The 17,721-nt window shown below is 41.9% G+C and carries 14 protein-coding genes; 7 read left to right on the top strand and 7 right to left on the bottom strand.

What is annotated here, in order from left to right; genetic code table 11:
* The first annotated feature begins 1 nt into the window (after position 1).
* Complete coding sequence (phoQ, locus tag PR761_RS02170; protein WP_006815394.1) at positions 2 to 1,459, top strand: two-component system sensor histidine kinase PhoQ; 1,458 nt, start codon at positions 2 to 4, stop codon at positions 1,457 to 1,459.
* A gap of 89 nt (positions 1,460 to 1,548) precedes the next feature.
* Positions 1,549 to 2,673: a ribosomal protein uL16 3-hydroxylase gene (locus tag PR761_RS02165; protein WP_006815395.1), complete on the top strand. Its 1,125-nt coding sequence runs from the start codon at positions 1,549 to 1,551 to the stop codon at positions 2,671 to 2,673.
* Between the two features lie 89 nt (positions 2,674 to 2,762).
* Here PR761_RS02165 and pepT read toward each other — a convergent pair whose 3' ends face one another.
* Positions 2,763 to 4,007 (bottom strand): peptidase T, encoded by a 1,245-nt coding sequence (gene pepT / locus PR761_RS02160; protein WP_115164427.1) that lies wholly within the window; start codon positions 4,005 to 4,007, stop codon positions 2,763 to 2,765.
* A gap of 404 nt (positions 4,008 to 4,411) precedes the next feature.
* Between pepT and PR761_RS02155 the strand changes: the two genes are divergently transcribed.
* Positions 4,412 to 5,122, top strand: a complete 711-nt coding sequence (locus PR761_RS02155; RefSeq protein WP_039855279.1) for an SDR family NAD(P)-dependent oxidoreductase — start codon at positions 4,412 to 4,414, stop codon at positions 5,120 to 5,122.
* Positions 5,123 to 5,166: 44 nt separating this feature from the next.
* On the opposite strand, the gene cobB is transcribed toward PR761_RS02155, so the two are convergent.
* Positions 5,167 to 5,994 (bottom strand): Sir2 family NAD+-dependent deacetylase, encoded by an 828-nt coding sequence (gene cobB, locus PR761_RS02150; RefSeq protein ID WP_115164428.1) that lies wholly within the window; start codon positions 5,992 to 5,994, stop codon positions 5,167 to 5,169.
* A gap of 272 nt (positions 5,995 to 6,266) precedes the next feature.
* Between cobB and PR761_RS02145 the strand changes: the two genes are divergently transcribed.
* Positions 6,267 to 6,764, top strand: a complete 498-nt coding sequence (locus PR761_RS02145; RefSeq protein WP_006815399.1) for a TIGR00645 family protein — start codon at positions 6,267 to 6,269, stop codon at positions 6,762 to 6,764.
* 64 nt (positions 6,765 to 6,828) lie between these two features.
* Here the strand turns inward: PR761_RS02145 and PR761_RS02140 are convergent, their stop codons facing one another.
* Positions 6,829 to 7,806, bottom strand: coding sequence for an alpha/beta fold hydrolase (locus PR761_RS02140; RefSeq protein ID WP_126436932.1), 978 nt, complete (start codon positions 7,804 to 7,806; stop codon positions 6,829 to 6,831).
* Between the two features lie 209 nt (positions 7,807 to 8,015).
* On the opposite strand from PR761_RS02140, the gene PR761_RS02135 reads away from it, so the two are divergent.
* Together PR761_RS02135 and PR761_RS02130 are read left to right on the top strand one after the other, a co-directional pair.
* Positions 8,016 to 8,624, top strand: a complete 609-nt coding sequence (locus tag PR761_RS02135; protein ID WP_154611154.1) for a TetR/AcrR family transcriptional regulator — start codon at positions 8,016 to 8,018, stop codon at positions 8,622 to 8,624.
* Positions 8,625 to 8,643: 19 nt separating this feature from the next.
* Positions 8,644 to 9,825, top strand: coding sequence for an SGNH/GDSL hydrolase family protein (locus PR761_RS02130; RefSeq protein WP_154611155.1), 1,182 nt, complete (start codon positions 8,644 to 8,646; stop codon positions 9,823 to 9,825).
* 36 nt (positions 9,826 to 9,861) lie between these two features.
* Here PR761_RS02130 and lolE read toward each other — a convergent pair whose 3' ends face one another.
* Genes lolE through lolC form a run of 3 tightly spaced genes read right to left on the bottom strand, consistent with a single transcriptional unit; the run spans position 9,862 to position 13,005 of the window.
* Positions 9,862 to 11,106, bottom strand: a complete 1,245-nt coding sequence (gene lolE / locus PR761_RS02125; RefSeq protein WP_211207515.1) for a lipoprotein-releasing ABC transporter permease subunit LolE — start codon at positions 11,104 to 11,106, stop codon at positions 9,862 to 9,864.
* 2 nt (positions 11,107 to 11,108) lie between these two features.
* A complete protein-coding gene (gene lolD / locus PR761_RS02120) occupies positions 11,109 to 11,810 on the bottom strand; it encodes a lipoprotein-releasing ABC transporter ATP-binding protein LolD (protein WP_006815404.1) in 702 nt (233 codons plus the stop codon).
* Positions 11,803 to 13,005, bottom strand: a complete 1,203-nt coding sequence (lolC, locus tag PR761_RS02115) for a lipoprotein-releasing ABC transporter permease subunit LolC (protein ID WP_039855287.1) — start codon at positions 13,003 to 13,005, stop codon at positions 11,803 to 11,805. The genes lolD and lolC overlap by 8 nt, the downstream gene beginning before the upstream one ends.
* A gap of 227 nt (positions 13,006 to 13,232) precedes the next feature.
* On the opposite strand from lolC, the gene mfd reads away from it, so the two are divergent.
* Entirely contained in the window at positions 13,233 to 16,679 is a 3,447-nt protein-coding gene (gene mfd, locus PR761_RS02110) for a transcription-repair coupling factor (RefSeq protein WP_154611156.1), read from the top strand.
* Between the two features lie 61 nt (positions 16,680 to 16,740).
* On the opposite strand, the gene umoD is transcribed toward mfd, so the two are convergent.
* Positions 16,741 to 17,346: a UmoD family flagellar biogenesis regulator gene (umoD, locus tag PR761_RS02105; RefSeq protein WP_006815408.1), complete on the bottom strand. Its 606-nt coding sequence runs from the start codon at positions 17,344 to 17,346 to the stop codon at positions 16,741 to 16,743.
* Positions 17,347 to 17,721: the final 375 nt, after the last annotated feature.

Raw genomic sequence — 17,721 nt, 5'->3', positions numbered from 1 at the left:
TATGCGATTGAGTAAATTTAGGTTTAAGCCTCTGTCTCTACAGGCACGTTTCATTTGTGCAACGTCAGCCGTGATCCTTGCCCTCACCTTATCCTATGGCATCGTCGCAGTGGTTGGTTATTTAGTGAGTTTTGACCGAACCACATACACCGTAATGCGTAGCCAGAGCAACCTAATTTACAGCCTTGTTCAATGGCAAGATGGTAAAATTGATATTCGTGTTCCACCGAATGTCACATTAAATAACCCCTCGTTGATCATCATTTATGATAAAAATGGTCAGGCATTATGGCGCCAACGAGAAGTCCCAGGCGTTGAACGGTTAATCCAACTCGATTGGTTAAAAAAGAATGGGTTATATGAAATTGATACGGATATCGATGAGACACGTCAATTACTGAATAATAATCCCGACTACAGTAATCGACTTAATGATATTGATAATGTCGATGAACCGTTAACTCACTCAGTATCGGTTAACCAATATCTAGCGACGGAAAATCTTCCCCAATTAACCATCGTCGTCGTTGATACGCTTCCTCAAGACTTACAAAATACCGGTGTTGTCTGGGATTGGTTTGGTTATGTGCTACTCGCAAACTTAATTCTGGTATTGCCACTATTATGGCTTGCTGCTTATTGGAGTGTTCGCCCAATTAAGTCGCTCATTTCGCAAATTAGTAGTCTTGAAAAAGGTGAGCGAGAAACCCTTGATGAAAACCCACCAGCAGAATTGCGTGGATTAGTTCGTAACCTCAATATTTTGCTCAGTAATGAACGCAAGCGCTACAGTAAATATCGTACGACCTTATCTGATCTCACCCACAGTTTAAAAACGCCATTGGCGGTATTACAATCCACACTAAGATTGCTACGCTCCGGTAAACAAATGACGGTCGAGCAAGCAGAACCCATTATGTTAGAACAAATTGGCAGAATTTCTCAGCAGGTTGGTTACTATTTACACCGCGCATCCAACCAAGGGGACGACAATCTCATGTTACGTGAAATTGCGTCTGTCCCCTCAATTTTAGACAGTCTTTCTAGCGCGTTACATAAAGTGTATTTGCATAAGGGCGTGTCTATCACTGTGGATATTTCTCCTGAAACCACTTGGCTGGGACAGCCGAATGACTTTATGGAAGTAATGGGAAATATAATGGAAAATGCCTGTAAATATTGCCTTGAGTTTGTCGAAGTCACCGCCATTTCTGGGCATGATAGTCTGACTATTATTGTGGATGATGATGGTCCCGGAGTGCCTGAAAGTAAGCGAAGTTTAATTTTCGTTCGTGGTCAACGAGCTGATACTCTCCGTCCAGGTCAAGGCTTAGGACTATCAATCGCAGTCGATATTATCGATCAGTATGACGGCGAAATTACAATTTCGGATAGTCCATTAGGGGGCGCACGTGTCGCCGTCACGTTTAGACAACAAGTGGTAATTGAAGATAGTTAATCTGTGAAGTGGCGCCCTATAAACCCTGTCTTACAATCCATTTCCGGTATACTATTTAGGAAGACTTGTAATAACTAGGGAACAATAAGATGGATTATAAACTGAATCTTGACTGGCAGAGTTTTCTGGACAGTCATTGGCAGAAACGACCTCTGCTTATCAAACAGGGTTTTACGCGTTTTATTGATCCTATCTCGCCTGATGAACTCGCGGGATTAGCGATGGAAGATGAAGTTGACAGCCGTTTAGTCAGCCATAAAGATGGGAATTGGCAGGTTGCACACGGACCTTTCAAAAGCTATGACCACCTTGGTGACGAAAACTGGTCTATTTTAGTTCAAGCTGTTGACCACTGGCATCATCCAAGTGCACAGCTCATGAAACCTTTTAGAGTCCTTTCTGACTGGCGTATGGATGATTTAATGATCTCCTACTCTGTACCGGGAGGCGGTGTCGGTCCCCACTTAGACCAATACGACGTATTTATCATTCAGGGTGAAGGTCGCCGCCGTTGGCGAGTTGGGGAAAAAATCCCAATGAAGCAACACTGCCCTCATCCTGACTTACTACAAGTTCATCCGTTTGATGCCATTATCGATGAAGAGATGGAACCCGGCGATATCCTGTATATCCCACCTGGATTTCCTCACGAAGGCTATGCTATTGAGCCATCGTTGAACTTCTCTGTTGGCTTCCGAGCACCCAACACACGTGAATTGATCAGTAGCTTTGCTGACCATTTAATTTCTAATGATTTGGGCAGCTACCGTTATAGCGATCCTGATCTCTCTTTCCGCGATAATCCGGCAGAAATTCTGCAAGGTGAGCAAATCAAGCTGCGTGAAATGATGCAGTCATTGATCAATGATCCTGACCTGTTCCGCCAATGGCTAGGCGAGTTTATTTCACAATCCCGTCACGAGCTAGATTTGGCTCCACCAGAGCCTCCTTACGAGCAGGATGAGATTTATAACTTACTGAAAGAGCAACAAGAAACACTGTTCAAATTAAATGGTCTCAGAGCGTTACGTGTCGGTGATCAGTTCTTTGTGAATGGTGAGTCTTTGGATACTCAATGCTATGAAGCGGCGGACAGTTTATGTCGCTTTGACTCAGTCAATCACGAAAATCTAGGCGATGCCCTTGATGATGTAAACTTCATCGCACTGATTACCGCGCTGGTGAATAGTGGTTATTGGTATTTTGAAGATTAATCATTTAGCCAATCCTTAAATAGCAAAATGCCCCATTCAAATTGACTTTAAATGGGGCATTTCACTTCTTACCTACTACTACATTCAATCTATTTCAAGGTATTGCGCTTAGCATGAATAGCGGTTAATTCGGCAATACGCATGATGACACTCACCGCCTGCTCCATGCCTTCCTGAGTAATAAACTCATGTTTACTGTGGAAATTATATCCACCTGTAAAAATATTTGGGCAAGGTAAGCCGCGGAATGACAATTGAGCACCATCGGTTCCACCACGAATGGGTTGGATAATTGGCTCAATCTCACAATCAATCATTGCCTGTTTGGCTAATTCCACAACATGAGGATATTTCATCACCTCTTTATGCATGTTGTAATAGCTATCATCCAAAGTGAGTTCGATATAGCAATTTGGATGTAACCCTTCTCCCACTTTCTCTGCAATACGGATAATATTTTTCTTCCGTGCTTCAAAATTAGCAAAATCAAAATCACGGATAATATAATTCATTTCCGCTTTTTCCACGTTGCCTTTAATCGAGGTTAAGTGATAAAAGCCTTCATATCCTTCGGTTTTTTCAGGTGTTTCATCCACAGGTAGCATGGAGTGAATTCGGTTTGCTAAACCTAAAGCATTAACCATCACACCTTTTGCCTTACCCGGATGTGTATTATTTCCGACGATTTTAATTGAGACGTTAGCTGCGTTAAAGTTTTCAAACTCTAATTCCCCAACACCTCCACCATCAACGGTGTAGGCCCACTTTGCATCAAATTCTTTTAAATCGATATGTTGTGCTCCACGCCCAATTTCTTCATCAGGGGTGAAAGCGATGCAAATTTTCCCGTGAGGAACATTTTGACCTTGCAAGCGCACCAATGCCGTAATGATCTCAGCAATACCGGCTTTATCATCCGCACCTAATAAGGTTTTACCATCCGTCATGATCAATGTTTTGCCAATCATTTCATGTAATACAGGAAACATAACGGGTGATAAAACTTCATCACCAATACCGAGAGCTATATCTCCACCACGGTAGTTTTCTAGTACTTGAGGGCAAACATTTTTACCTGAAAAATCAGGAGCGGTATCCAAGTGGGAAATAAAACCGATTGCAGGAACATCCCAATCAACATTGGATGGCAAACACGCTGTTAAACACCCCTGATCCGTTAAAGTCACTTTGTCAAAACCAAGCTGAGTAAGCTCTTTTGCCAACGCACGGGCAAATTTTAGCTGACCAGTGCTACTGGGTACTGTTTTTGCATGTAGTTTTGACTGTGTATCAAAAGCTGTATATTCAAAAAACCGCTCCAAGAGCTTGTCCATACCTCATCCCCCTAAATATCAACAGGCATATTATGGGAAAGATCACAGAATCAATTATTGTTTCAAATCAGCTTTGCAGCTAAATAATGAAAATATCTAATAAAACAGTAGCAATCCGAATATTAACCATAGAATTAATATGGTTTATATTAGATGTTAATAATTGTAATCTAAAATTATTAACATCAAAAATACAGCATAAAAACAATGAATTACAAAAAAACAAAACCCTTTGAACAACTTAATTAAATAGTCGACTTTCGATTAATTAATATATAAGAAAAATAATAAATTAGCTTTACTATTAAGATTGACATGCACATTTTAATAACTGATTACGTTATAAATTATGTTATATATGCACCATCCCTATGATAAAAACAGCTTTAGCGATGGAAATAAATATGGCAAAAACATTTTTAATTTATGGTGTAAGTAAAGGTTTAGGTAAAGCATTAGTCGAAGGATTGCCCAGTACCTCTGACACAATTTATGGTGTTTCTCGTTCAGAGCCACCCTTTAACAACCCTCAATTTCACTGGATAGCCGCAGACCTAAGTGAGAGTCATTCCGCCTCAAAAATTAAGCAGCATATGGGTGGTCAACCTATTGATACATTAATTTATAATGTGGGAATCTGGGAGACACTGGCTTTTACACCTGACTACCATTTTGAATCTACCGATGACACAGAATTGCTGGCGATGATCCAGACAAATATCAGTGCCTGTCTCTTAAATCTGAAAGCCTTATTACCGAATTTACGCTTAGGCACAAACAGCAAAGTGATTTTAATCGGATCAACATGGGGATTAGATAATCATAAGGGCCAAGAAGTGGTATTTAGTGCCACAAAATATGCACTACGAGGGATTGTTCAATCTCTGAGGGAAACGTTGCGTCACGATAAAATTGGTATCTCTATTTTAAATTTAGGCTATCTTGCTACAGAATATCCGCTATCAATGCCCGTTAATGAAGTGATAGCTCAGAACAATGGCGAATCCATTCCTCTGCAAGATGTTGTTAGCGCTGTTCGCTTTATACTCAGCACCAGTAACGCCACCTGTGTTAAAGAGATAACCATGCCTGCGATGATGGACGAAAATGTCTGAATAGAATCCCGAGTTAGGAAAGATTCAGCGTCCTAACTCTTGCATTATTTCTCGCCATTTAACTCAGCCAATAAATTATCCACATATTCCACCACCACTTCACTCGCGAGTCCATAATGTCTTTCTTCAAATTCACTTTCTACTTGGCTAGGCTCTAAATTCAGTTCCACGGTATGTGCCCCTTGCAATCGTGCTTCATGGACAAATCCAGCGGCAGGATAGACATGCCCTGATGTCCCAATCGAGATAAAAATAGTCGCATCACCCAATGCCTGATAAATACGATCCATCTCAAATGGCATTTCACCAAACCAAACGATATGAGGTCGTAGAGGCTGTGGAAATTGACAGCAATGGCATCGCTCATCCACAGATAAATCCCCTGTCCACTCCAACACTTGGTTAGACCAATTACAACGTACTTTTAATAATTCGCCATGCATGTGAATGACACGCTGACTTCCTGCTCGCTCATGGAGATTATCAATATTTTGGGTAATTAGTAGGAAATTATCCCCTAAAGCCTGTTCTAATTTTGCCAAGGCATAATGTGCGGCATTTGGCTGGATATTATCTTGCTGCAACTGTTTTCGGCGCTCATTATAAAAACGTTGCACTAATGCTGGGTCACGTGCAAAACCTTCCGGTGTTGCCACATCTTCCACGCGATGCTCTTCCCATAAACCATCCGCTGAGCGAAAAGTTTGAATGCCAGATTCGGCAGAGATACCAGCTCCGGTTAAGACAACCACTTTAATTTTTTGCATAGTTGGCAATCGACTATCAATGTAAAAAGAACGGTTACGAATTCGTTGGCGGCGTTTACATTTGTTTTTGTTGATTTTTTTTAGTCTACGACTGAATCGCAACATCGGAAATATCCTTTATCCTTGCAGTAAGTGAGTATCAATATAAATGCTGTATATTATATTATTTATACATAATTCAGATAGTAACATACTTAAACTCATCATCTGTTGCAAAGCAAAACAAATATATCAATAACCTCGATTCGATAACTTTTTTATCATTAAAAGGACATTTTTTTTACTTTTAAACGACAAAAAACTTTATCCCCGTCACAGCAAACCGTTAGAATACTCCTTATCTGTTAATTTCGATTCTCATAATTTGAAGGGTTTACATGGAAAAGTTTTTTGAAAGAATGATGTATGCATCGCGCTGGCTTCTTGCCCCCGTTTATTTAGGTTTATCACTGGCACTGCTCGCGTTAACAATTAAATTTTTCCAAGAAATGTTTCATATTCTACCTAATATTTTATCTATTCCTGAGGCAGACCTGATTCTAACGCTATTATCATTGATCGATATGGCGCTTGTGGGCGGTCTGTTAGTCATGGTGATGTTTTCTGGATATGAAAATTTTGTCTCGCAACTCAACCTTTCTGATAAACAAGAAAAACTGAATTGGATAGGCACGATGGATGCCACCTCGCTAAAAAATAAAGTCGCTGCGTCTATTGTGGCAATTTCATCGATCCATTTATTGAAGATTTTCATGAACCTCAAAAATATCGAAAATGACAAATTACTGTGGTATGTGATCCTGCATCTGACATTTGTTTTATCTGCTTTTGTGATGGGTTATTTGGATAAAATGACTAAGAAGAATAAATATTAAGTAACAAAAATTACCCAATAAGAATAAGGGAAGCATTCCTAGCCTTCCCTTATTTAATATCAAATTATTGTTTCAAAAATGGCAATAAATAGCTCATTAACTGTTCTGGGCACTCTTCTGTCACAAAGTGACCACATTCACCAAGCATTGCACCTTGTAACTGATTTGCTCTTCCCTGTAGCGTCAGTTGTGGCGCATCCCGTGTTGCGTGGTCAGCGCCAATCGCCAATACTGGCATAGTGAGTTTTTTCTGCGCCCGTAACTTATTTTGCTGTATGGTCTGGGGGATTGCACGGTAATAAGCAAAACCCGCTCTTAATCCACCCGGTGAAGCATAAGCGTCAATATAGGTTTGTGCGGCAACACGATCACGTCGATACGCCCAGTTATCAAAAATAAAATTAAGATATTCACTCTCTTTGCCAGCGGTTAGCATTTCAGGTAAATCTCGTACCTGATTAAACATAAAATGCCACAAGAAAATATTTTCTTCCGGGCTAACAAATAGACTTGGCGCTGGTGCTAATCCTGGAATAACCGCTTCCATTAATGCTATTTTTTTCACTTCTTCTGGGTAATCACTCGCCAAGGCATACCCTACCCACATACCGATATCATGCCCGACAATAGAATACTGGGTATGGCCTAACTGCGTCATCATTTCATGCAATGTTGTCGCAGCAGCTCCCGTATCATAACCACTCTCTGGTTTGTCTGAATACCCTGTACCTAGTGGATCGACAGCAATTGCCATATACCCATTTGAAGCAAGTTCCGTCATGACATAACGCCACGTATACCATGTTTGTGGCCAACCAGGGATCAGTAATACGGGCTCACCTGTTCCAGCAGTAACATAGTGAAGGCGCAGCCCATTCACCATGACATAATGATGTTCAAAATTATCTTCATCCGCCTGAATCGTTGATGCTATGGCAGTTGCGGCTGGTTGCTTAATATTCTCCATCCCAAATGTGACGGTACTGTGTAAAGAAAAAAACATCAGAAAAACCAGTAATAGCTTGTCAAATATTGCGTTCATATCTATTCCATAAAATTGGTTGAGTATCACAAGCCATTTTTCAGGTGTGAGAATCTATTGGGACTATGTAAAAATCTATTCTTTATCGATCGACAATGAATAGATTAAATGGCCCCCGCATTATTTGTCAATCGATAAATAATTATTCTTTGTTAATCCACAAAGAAATGCTACGATGAATTCAGTTATCACTAAGAGGAAAATTATTTATGGCAGGAAGACCACGAGAGTTCGATCGGGCAGCAGCGTTAAATAAAGCAAAATTTGTATTCTGGCAACGGGGCTATGAAGGCACATCGATGTCTGATTTAGTGGCGGCACTAGGCATTGCCTCTGCCCGTATTTATGCTGCATTCGGTTCAAAAGAAAATCTTTTCCGTGAAGCTATTGCACTTTATCTTAGCCAAGAAGGTGCTTTTGCTGACGAGGCTCTACAAGAAGCCGATACTCGATTCGCAATTGAAAAGTTATTAACTCAAGCAGTTGAAACTTATACGCAGCAAGATAGGCCCCATGGTTGCATGGTCGTGCTATCACTGACCAACTATGCTCGTGAAAATGAAAGCATTATGTCTTGGCTAGCGAGCTATCGACAAGCACGGACGACATCCATTATTCAACGCATAAAAGAGGGAATGAATGTCGGTGATTTACCCAAAGATACCGATGCTCTGGCGCTTGGTAACTATATAGCAACCCTATTTCATGGCATCTCTATTCAGGCACGCGACGGCGTAAGTAAAGACAATCTACTTAGCATGGTGCATACCGCTATGAACGCGTTTAATACGCTAACCTCACCATCAAATATCCATTAATTTTAGGGAAATATACATCATGCCCGTTTTAGATTCATTTCCCCATAATCCGTGGGTTTGTACATGGCTTGCAACGTCACAACCCACATACGGTGAAGCTTTTCCACTTCCTGTAGGAATTCCCGCAACGCTGTGTAATCAAACCGTGCGTCAAACTTTACGGATTAGTTTAGGCGGGCAAAAGTTGCGTTTTAAGTTTTCTAATCGTTATGGGACACAACCCTTAACTTTGGGAGAAAGTCATTTTGTGTTGAAAGCCCCATCAGGGGAGCAGTGGATTATGCCCATTACATTTGATGGTCAATGCGAAATCGTAATTCCCACAGGACAAACCATCTATAGTGATGAAGTTATACAATCAGTTCCTGCATTATCCGAAATAGAGCTTCGAACCTATTTACCCAAGCCAGTCCATTTAAAAACATTCCACTGGGATGCGCGCCACTATTCCCAGTTGGAGTCAGGTAATCGAACTCGGGAAGAGGCAGATAAAAACAGTCTGTTGATAAGTTCCCGCCTGCTACTAGAAAGTGTCGACGTTCAGCCTAACGTTCCGAGCCAAACAGTGGTCGTCATTGGTGATTCGATGGTGGATGGCAATGGGGTTGAAATGGGGACTTATGCGCGCTGGATTGATTTTCTCGCTGAGCGGCTAATCTCAAAATCGGCAGCGGTAGTTAATGCTGGGCAATCCGGTTCTCGCTTACTAAAAGATGGTATTGGTATTAGCACATTATCCCGCTTTACACAGGATGTCATCGACCAACCCGCTATCTCCACGTGTATTGTACAAGTAGGTTTAAATGATCTAGGACTCGCTGAAACCGCTCTTGCGCCTACGGATATCATTCCATCCGCCAACATGTTGATTAATGGATATCAGCAATTACTTAAGATGGCGCATAAGAAAGGTCTTCATGTTGTCGGTGTGACCCTTGTTCCTCTACGATGTGAAGAGGAATATGGATTGGAAAACTTCTATTCATCTGAAAAGGAAGCTATTCGGCAAACGGTAAACCAATGGATACGATCTAGTGGGGAATTCGATGCGTTAATTGATAGTGACCAACTCGTCTGTGATGCGGAAAATTCTCAGCAACTGAAATCAATCTATAATTCCGGCGACCACCTTCACCTCAATAAAGCCGGGCATCGCCATATCGCGGAATCGATCTCCCTTGATTCGATTTTAAGATGCTAAAAAATGAGAGCCAGTAAAAACTGACTCTCATGGATATTATTGGCCGCTTAGAATGCGAGCTGGATCTAATTTACTGGCTCGTCTAGCTGGATACCAACTGGCTAACAAGCTTAGGATAATCGTAGTGATTAATACGTAAACCACATCCATCACATGCAACTCCGAAGGTAAAAAATCAATAAAATAGACATCGCCAGATAAGATAGGATGCCCAACCAGTATTTCTAATCCTTTGATCAGCGTCGTAAGGTTCAGAGAGACCAAGACGCCCAATACAACGCCTATCAAAGAGCCGACCAATCCACCCAACAACCCATACCATAAGAAAATGGCGCGGATCTGTTTATCTTTTGCGCCTAATGTCCTGAGCACCGCGATATCGCTACTTTTATCTTTTACCGCCATCACCAATGTCGAGACAATATTAAAACAGGCAACACCAATGACCAAAATCATGGCCAAATACATAATGCTGCGCACCATTTGAATATCGTTGTACATGTAGCCATAATCACCAATCCAGCTTTTGACTACCACGTGATGCATCGTTTTTAGCCCAGCATCGTACACAACTTTGTCAGCTTCAAATGGGTCGGTCGCTTTAATTTCAAAGCCACTGATACCATCCCCATAGCCCAAATATTCTTGTGCATCCGCCAGTGGGATCAATGCCAATTGGTGATCAAGTAAACCACTTAAGCGGAAAATCCCCGTCACCTGCACGCGAATACGTTTAGGTTGTTGGATTTTCATGCTGGCGTCAGTATTGGGGATCATAATCGTTACCCAATCCCCTTCCTTCACATTCAGGGAATTCGCAACGCCTTGCCCTAAAATAATCGATTGTTTACCCGCTTCAAAATGCTGCCATGCATCATTTAAAATAAATTGCGGCAATGCACTGACTTGGGATTCAGTTTCGCGAGAAACGCCCATGATTTGAATTGCTTTGAGGTTAACGCCGCGTTCTAATAACCCAGTAAAATTAACGTAAGGGCTAACCGCTTGAACTCCCGGTGTATTGCGGATAATTTTCTGTGCATATTCCCAATCATTATAAGGCGCTTCAACCGCATAAATTTGCCCATGAGGGACCACTGAAAGCACGCGATTGTTTAGCTCACGCTCAAAACCATTCATGGCACTAAGACCAATAATGAGTACCGCTACCCCAAGAACGATCCCCAGTGTAGATACGATAGAAACCAATGACACCATGCCAGTACGACGGCGTCCTCGGCTAAAACGCAATGCCGCTAATAGCGTCAGGGGCATTTTGATCATTACATCGCCCCCAACGTAATTTCCTGTTGCAAATGACCATCTCGCATTTCTAAGCGACGCGATAAGCGGCTTGCTAGTTTCATATCATGGGTGACCACTAAAAATGCCGTGCGTTGTTTACGATTTAATTCGCCTAACAACTCAAAAATAGCGTCTGCATTACGTAAATCCAAGTTACCCGTTGGTTCATCCGCCAGCACTAATGCAGGGTCATTGACCAACGCTCTAGCAATCGCTACTCTCTGTCGTTCACCACCTGATAATTCCGATGGGCGGTGATTCGCGCGATGATCTAATCCCACTGCTTTTAGCATTTCAGTGGCTTTTTCAAACGCGGGGGCTTTAGCCATACCACCAATTAATAGTGGCATCGCCACATTTTCAAGTGCCGTAAAATCTGGCAGTAAATGGTGAAATTGATAAATAAACCCCAAATCTTTATTACGAATAGCGGCACGTGCATCAGAAGACAACTGATTAATATGCTGACCACGGAAAATAACATTACCTTGAGATGGCGTATCTAAGCCACCGAGTAAATGCAGCAAAGTACTTTTACCTGAACCTGAGCTACCGACGATAGCCATGGTTTCCCCTTCGCTCATCGTAAAGCTGACATTCTTTAACACTTCTGTCGACAATGTCCCTTCTTGGTACACCTTACTTAAATTTTCACAGATCAGAAGTGGTTGATTATTCATATCGTAAAGCCTCAGCAGGTTGAACCGCAGCCGCACGCCAAGAAGGATAAAGCGTCGCTAGCAATGAAATCAGCATTGCGCAAAGCGCAATAATTAAAATACCCGAATAGTCGAGCACAATCGGTAATTCAACACCTTTTGGTAGTAGTCCAATTAGCGGCATCAGGACGTTCAATTGGCTGGAAAGGATCGTTCCTATAATTGTGCCAATTAACGTTCCAACAATTCCAGCCCCCGCTCCTTGGATCATAAAAATAGCCAATATTTTGCTACGTTTGAGTCCTAAGGTTTTCAGGATTGCCACTTCCCCTTGTTTTTCCATCACCAACAAAGATAAGGACGTAATAATGTTAAATGCTGCGACAGCAATAATTAGACTAAGTAATAATCCCATCATATTTTTTTCCATCCTAACGGCTTGGAAAAATTCGCCTTTACGTTCCCGCCAGTCGGTCCAAATTAATCCCTTTGGCAATATCTGTTCACTCAATACATCCACTTTCAGTGGTTCATCAAGATATAAACGCCAGCCTGTAATATTGCCCGCAGGATAACGAAGCATGCGGGCAGCATCAGCTTGAGCAACGATCAATTCGCTAGTATCGGCTTCACCATTAGTTTGGAAAATACCCGCAACCGTAAATAAACGTTGGCTAGGAATACGCCCCATTGGGGTTAATTGGCTAACACCTGGAATGATAAGGCGGATGTCTTCTCCGCGCTTAACGCCTAACGTTTCCGCAAGACGCTTACCTAGAAAGACGTTATAGCGCCCGTCAATCAGGTCATTACGGTCTCCACTAATTAATTTATCGAGTAATAGCGATGATTCATCGGAATTGATCCCAGCCATTACCCCAACACCAACATTGGTGCGACTTTGTAATACCACGTCCGATTGCACAATGGGTTCGATTTTCTTCACCCCCTGTAAATGCTGTAAATCGGTGATCGGGTATTGTTTTGGGTCGATATTTCCCGCACTTGATGTCAATATAGCCTGTGGCATATAAGCGAGTATGCTATCTTGTAATGAACGTTCAAAACCGTTCATTACAGAAGTTACAGTAATGAGTGCGGCAACCCCTAGAGTGATGCCTATTGCCGACAAGCTTGATACAAAACGACCAAACTTATCGACAGCCCGTCCACGCATATAACGTAGACCTATAAATAGTGAGACAGATTGGTGCATCAAAACGTAATGTCCCTGTTGCCAAAGCGAAGTGTTCAGGGATAATAAAGGGTACGATAGATGAATGGAACCACCCAACCACGCTTTTGTGGTTTTTTTTATTACTGATACAATTTGTTTAGATCACTTTCAGACTATTCAATGAATTCTGTGGGTTGTTTACTTGATTTTTAATTGCCTAACTAATCATTAATTAGCTAGTTAGATATGAGAAGCTGAATATTTCTATGTCGTCAAAATTTCGTTATGAACTCCCAAGCCGTGCTGGTGATGTCCGCCATTTAGGTTGTTTAGTTGGTGCCGCAGGTCCCCTCGAATGTGCGGAAATGATTGAACGCCACCAAGGACCGGTTGTTATTGTTACTCGCGATATGCAAAATGCACTACGCGTTCGTGATGAACTCCACCAGTTCACTCAACATCCTATTGAAGCCTTATCAGATTGGGAAACTCTCCCCTACGATAATTTTTCACCACATCAAGAAATTATTTCTCATCGCTTATCGACGTTGTATCGCTTGCCTACTATGCAAAAAGGGGCGCTGATCCTCCCTGTTAATACGCTGATGCAAAAAGTGTGTCCACCCGATTTTCTTACTGGGCATGCATTGGTGATGGCGAAAGGGGATAAACTGTCCCGAGACAATTTACGAGAAGAACTGGATAAGGCGGGCTATCGTCATGTTGAACAGGTTCTTGAACATGGTGAATATGCTATTCGTGGTGCACTCCTCGACCTCTTTCCCATGGGCAGTGACTTACCGTTCCGCATTGATTTTTTTGACGACGAAATCGATAGTTTACGTACCTTTGATGTAGATACCCAACGAACCTTAGAAGAAGTTCCTGACATTAATTTACTGCCGGCTCACGAATTCCCAACAGATAAAGACGCGATTGAGCGTTTTCGCAGTCAATGGCGGGAACGTTTTGAAGTACGCCGTGATCCTGAGCATATTTATCAGCAAGTGAGTAAACAGACTTTACCCAGTGGTATTGAGTATTGGCAGCCACTATTTTTTGCTGAGCCACTGCCTTCTTTGTTTGACTATTTACCTGCAAATACCTTGTTTGTTTCACAAAACCTACAAGAACCTGCCGAGCGTTTTCAGCAAGATGCCAAACAACGCTATGAGAGCCGTGGTGTTGACCCAATGCGCCCGCTACTTCCTCCTGAAGAACTGTGGTTAACCGTCGAACAACTGAATCAACATTTAAAAAACTGGCCACGGATTCAACTTTCCATTGATTCATTACCGAAGAAAGCGGCAAATACCAATTTAGATTACCAACCACTACCGGACATTAGTACCCAAGGTCAGAGTAAAACACCGCTAGAAAAATTACGCCAGTTTACGGAACAGTTCGATGGTACGATTGTTTTTTCTGTAGAAAGTGAAGGTCGCCGAGAAACGGTTAGCGAGCTGCTAGCGCGCTTAAAAATTCGTCCAGAGATTATTCCCCATTACACATCTCCGACAGAAAGCCGCTTTGCCATTACCATCGGGGCTGCTGAGCATGGATTTATTCAAACTGAAAGCCGTCGCGCCCTTATTTGTGAAAGTGATTTGCTGGGTGAACGTGTTGCCCGTCGCCGTAGTGACACCCGTCGAACAATTAACACCGATACCCTGATCCGCAACCTTGCAGAGTTACGCCCTGGCCAACCCGTGGTGCATATTGAGCATGGTGTCGGCCGCTATCAGGGTTTAACAACTCTAGAGGCTGGCGGTATCCAAGCCGAATATTTAATCCTTACCTATGCTGGGAATGACAAGCTGTATGTGCCTGTCTCTTCATTACATTTGATCAGCCGTTACGCAGGTGGCGCTGATGAGAATGCACCCTTGCATAAATTGGGTAGCGATAGCTGGGGACGCGCTCGCCAAAAAGCGGCGGAGCGAGTCCGTGATGTGGCTGCTGAACTATTGGATATTTACGCTCAGCGCGCTGCCAAAGCAGGCTTTGCATTTAAACACGATAAGCAGCAATATCAAGAATTTTGCCACGGGTTCCCGTTTGAAACCACTGCTGACCAAGAGATGGCAATCAATGCCGTCTTGAGTGACATGTGCCAACCTATTGCGATGGATCGTTTAGTGTGTGGTGATGTGGGCTTTGGTAAAACAGAAGTCGCCATGCGCGCAGCATTTTTAGCCATCAGTAATAATAAGCAAGTCGCCGTACTGGTGCCAACGACCCTATTAGCTCAGCAACATTTTGATAATTTCCGTGACCGATTTGCAAATTGGCCCGTACGAATTGAAATGTTATCCCGCTTTAGAACCGCGAAAGAGCAGCAGCAAATTATTAGTGATACCGCAGAAGGTAAAGTGGATATTCTGATTGGTACCCATAAATTATTGCAAAATGATATCCACTGGAAAGACCTTGGGCTACTGGTCGTTGATGAAGAGCATCGATTTGGTGTGCGCCATAAAGAGCGCATTAAAGCCATGCGCGCCGATGTGGATATTTTAACATTGACCGCAACGCCTATCCCTCGAACCTTAAATATGGCCATGAGTGGAATGCGCGATCTCTCGATTATAGCAACTCCACCCGCTCGCCGATTAGCCGTAAAAACCTTTGTTCGCCAATATGATGATTTGATCGTTCGCGAAGCAATCCTGCGGGAAACTTTACGCGGTGGTCAGGTTTATTATCTATATAACGACGTCGAAAATATTGAAAAAGCCAAAGCTCGACTTGAAGCCTTGGTTCCTGAAGCGCGCTTTGTGGTTGGTCACGGTCAGATGCGTGAACGAGAATTAGAACGCGTTATGACCGATTTTCACCATCAGCGTTTTAATGTATTAATTTGCACCACAATTATTGAAACCGGTATCGATATTCCAACGGCCAATACCATCATTATTGAACGTGCTGATCATTTTGGTTTAGCCCAGTTACACCAACTGCGTGGACGCGTAGGTCGTTCTCATCATCAAGCTTATGCGTATTTGTTAACTCCACATCCAAAAGCCATGACGACGGACGCTCAAAAACGATTGGAAGCTATTTCATCCCTTGAGGATTTAGGCGCTGGCTTTGCTCTTGCGACCCATGATCTTGAGATCCGCGGGGCTGGCGAGCTACTCGGTGATGATCAAAGCGGTCAAATGACCACGATTGGTTTTACGCTATATATGGAACTGCTCGAAAGTGCGGTTGATGCGTTGAAAGAAGGTCGAGAGCCTTCTCTTGAAGATCTCACCAGCCAGCAAACTGAAATTGAATTACGTATGCCGGTTCTTTTACCGGATGACTATATTCATGATGTTAATATTCGACTTTCTTTCTATAAGCGTATTGCTAGCGCTAAAGACCAACAGGAACTGGATGAACTTCGCATTGAGTTGATTGACCGCTTTGGCATGTTACCTGATGCTGGTAAATTTTTATTAGCCACTGCGGGGATCCGATTACAAGCCCAAAAACTGGGAGTCAAACGTATCGAAGCTCATGAAAAAGGCGGGTTTGTCGAATTTGGTGAGAAAAATAAGGTCGACCCAAGTTTCTTGATTAGCTTACTGCAAAATCAGCCAAAAACCTTCCGGCTAGACGGCCCCGTTAGACTGAAATTTTTCCATGATCTGGCAGATAGAGCTGGGCGCTTAGAATTTATTAAGCAGCTAATCTCTGATTTCGAAGAGCATCAATTACCATCATAAATATCTAAGCCGGTGCGAAAAAGGCTATCACATTAAATTGATAGCCTTTTCTATTCTAGAATTACTGAAATATCCCAAAAGTATTTTGGCTTTTTTGTACTTCAAGAACATCATTCTGCTGGGTCGATAAAGGTAATTCATCTGGATGTAAGCAGTAAAATGGCATTAAATCTTTGCTTCCACTACGAACACTTTCACACACAGCTCGACTCGCCATACTTAAATCTAAACGCCCATCCTCATTTAATGGAATAAACATATTTGGTTTGTATGGCATTCTCACTTTACCGACTGAATTCCCTATTTGATAAACCACGTCATAACTCACAATAACTTGCTCAATACTATTTGTTATTACGCAGGTTTTTTGCTGGTTTTCCATCCTTAAAGGTAATGTTTTACTCTGTAAAGACTGGATAATTAAAATGGTTCTACATTCTCGTTGCGCTGGATGATAACGAGATAAAGATTCTTGACTAAACGAACCTAGGATCCCTGTCACTGAGCAATTTTCATGCTCAATAAGGCGGCTAGATTTTATCGGCTCTGTCGATAATACAGTGGCAAGTTTGGGGTCATTGGCGTGATAAAAAAAAGAAAAATAAATAAGCGTAGTCAGGCAAACAATAAGAAATGTGGCTAATAACAACTTTATTTTTAGCTTCATAGCTTGCCCTTAACATTTAAATGAACGAATAAAATCATTGTAACCTATCGCTAAGGTTCTACGATATTTACCTATTGAAAATAGTTTTTTTTAGACTTTTCTTAGTCCTCGGTAAATATATTTTTAAACTCTTACATCGCTTCATATTTAATACCGTAAATAATAACTATTTATTTTTTAATCTATTATAAAAAATATATATTTTACATCAGGTTATATAACACAAAACACTAACCATACTCACTAGTGAGTATATCTATGTATTAGAAATGATTATTTATAGGTAATTTTAAATATTAAAACATACTTAACCAAAATCAATGGCGACAATTAGACTGTTTTATCACCTCTATTTAATTAATCAATGTCACTAAT

Source organism: Providencia sp. PROV210 (assembly GCF_028479445.1).
Taxonomy (GTDB): domain Bacteria; phylum Pseudomonadota; class Gammaproteobacteria; order Enterobacterales; family Enterobacteriaceae; genus Providencia; species Providencia rustigianii.
This window is presented reverse-complemented; position numbering and strand designations above follow the sequence as displayed.

What these genes read in the sequence shown, in the direction of transcription:
- PR761_RS02165 (WP_006815395.1), top strand. Translation starts at nt 1,549, where the DNA reads ATGGATTATAAACTGAATCTTGACTGGCAGAGTTTTCTGGACAGTCAT.
- mfd (WP_154611156.1), top strand. Translation starts at nt 13,233, where the DNA reads ATGTCGTCAAAATTTCGTTATGAACTCCCAAGCCGTGCTGGTGATGTC.
- lolC (WP_039855287.1), bottom strand. Translation starts at nt 13,005, where the DNA reads ATGCACCAATCTGTCTCACTATTTATAGGTCTACGTTATATGCGTGGA.
- PR761_RS02140 (WP_126436932.1), bottom strand. Translation starts at nt 7,806, where the DNA reads ATGAACGCAATATTTGACAAGCTATTACTGGTTTTTCTGATGTTTTTT.
- PR761_RS02155 (WP_039855279.1), top strand. Translation starts at nt 4,412, where the DNA reads ATGGCAAAAACATTTTTAATTTATGGTGTAAGTAAAGGTTTAGGTAAA.
- PR761_RS02145 (WP_006815399.1), top strand. Translation starts at nt 6,267, where the DNA reads ATGGAAAAGTTTTTTGAAAGAATGATGTATGCATCGCGCTGGCTTCTT.
- PR761_RS02135 (WP_154611154.1), top strand. Translation starts at nt 8,016, where the DNA reads ATGGCAGGAAGACCACGAGAGTTCGATCGGGCAGCAGCGTTAAATAAA.
- umoD (WP_006815408.1), bottom strand. Translation starts at nt 17,346, where the DNA reads ATGAAGCTAAAAATAAAGTTGTTATTAGCCACATTTCTTATTGTTTGC.
- PR761_RS02130 (WP_154611155.1), top strand. Translation starts at nt 8,644, where the DNA reads ATGCCCGTTTTAGATTCATTTCCCCATAATCCGTGGGTTTGTACATGG.
- pepT (WP_115164427.1), bottom strand. Translation starts at nt 4,007, where the DNA reads ATGGACAAGCTCTTGGAGCGGTTTTTTGAATATACAGCTTTTGATACA.
- cobB (WP_115164428.1), bottom strand. Translation starts at nt 5,994, where the DNA reads ATGTTGCGATTCAGTCGTAGACTAAAAAAAATCAACAAAAACAAATGT.
- lolD (WP_006815404.1), bottom strand. Translation starts at nt 11,810, where the DNA reads ATGAATAATCAACCACTTCTGATCTGTGAAAATTTAAGTAAGGTGTAC.
- phoQ (WP_006815394.1), top strand. Translation starts at nt 2, where the DNA reads ATGCGATTGAGTAAATTTAGGTTTAAGCCTCTGTCTCTACAGGCACGT.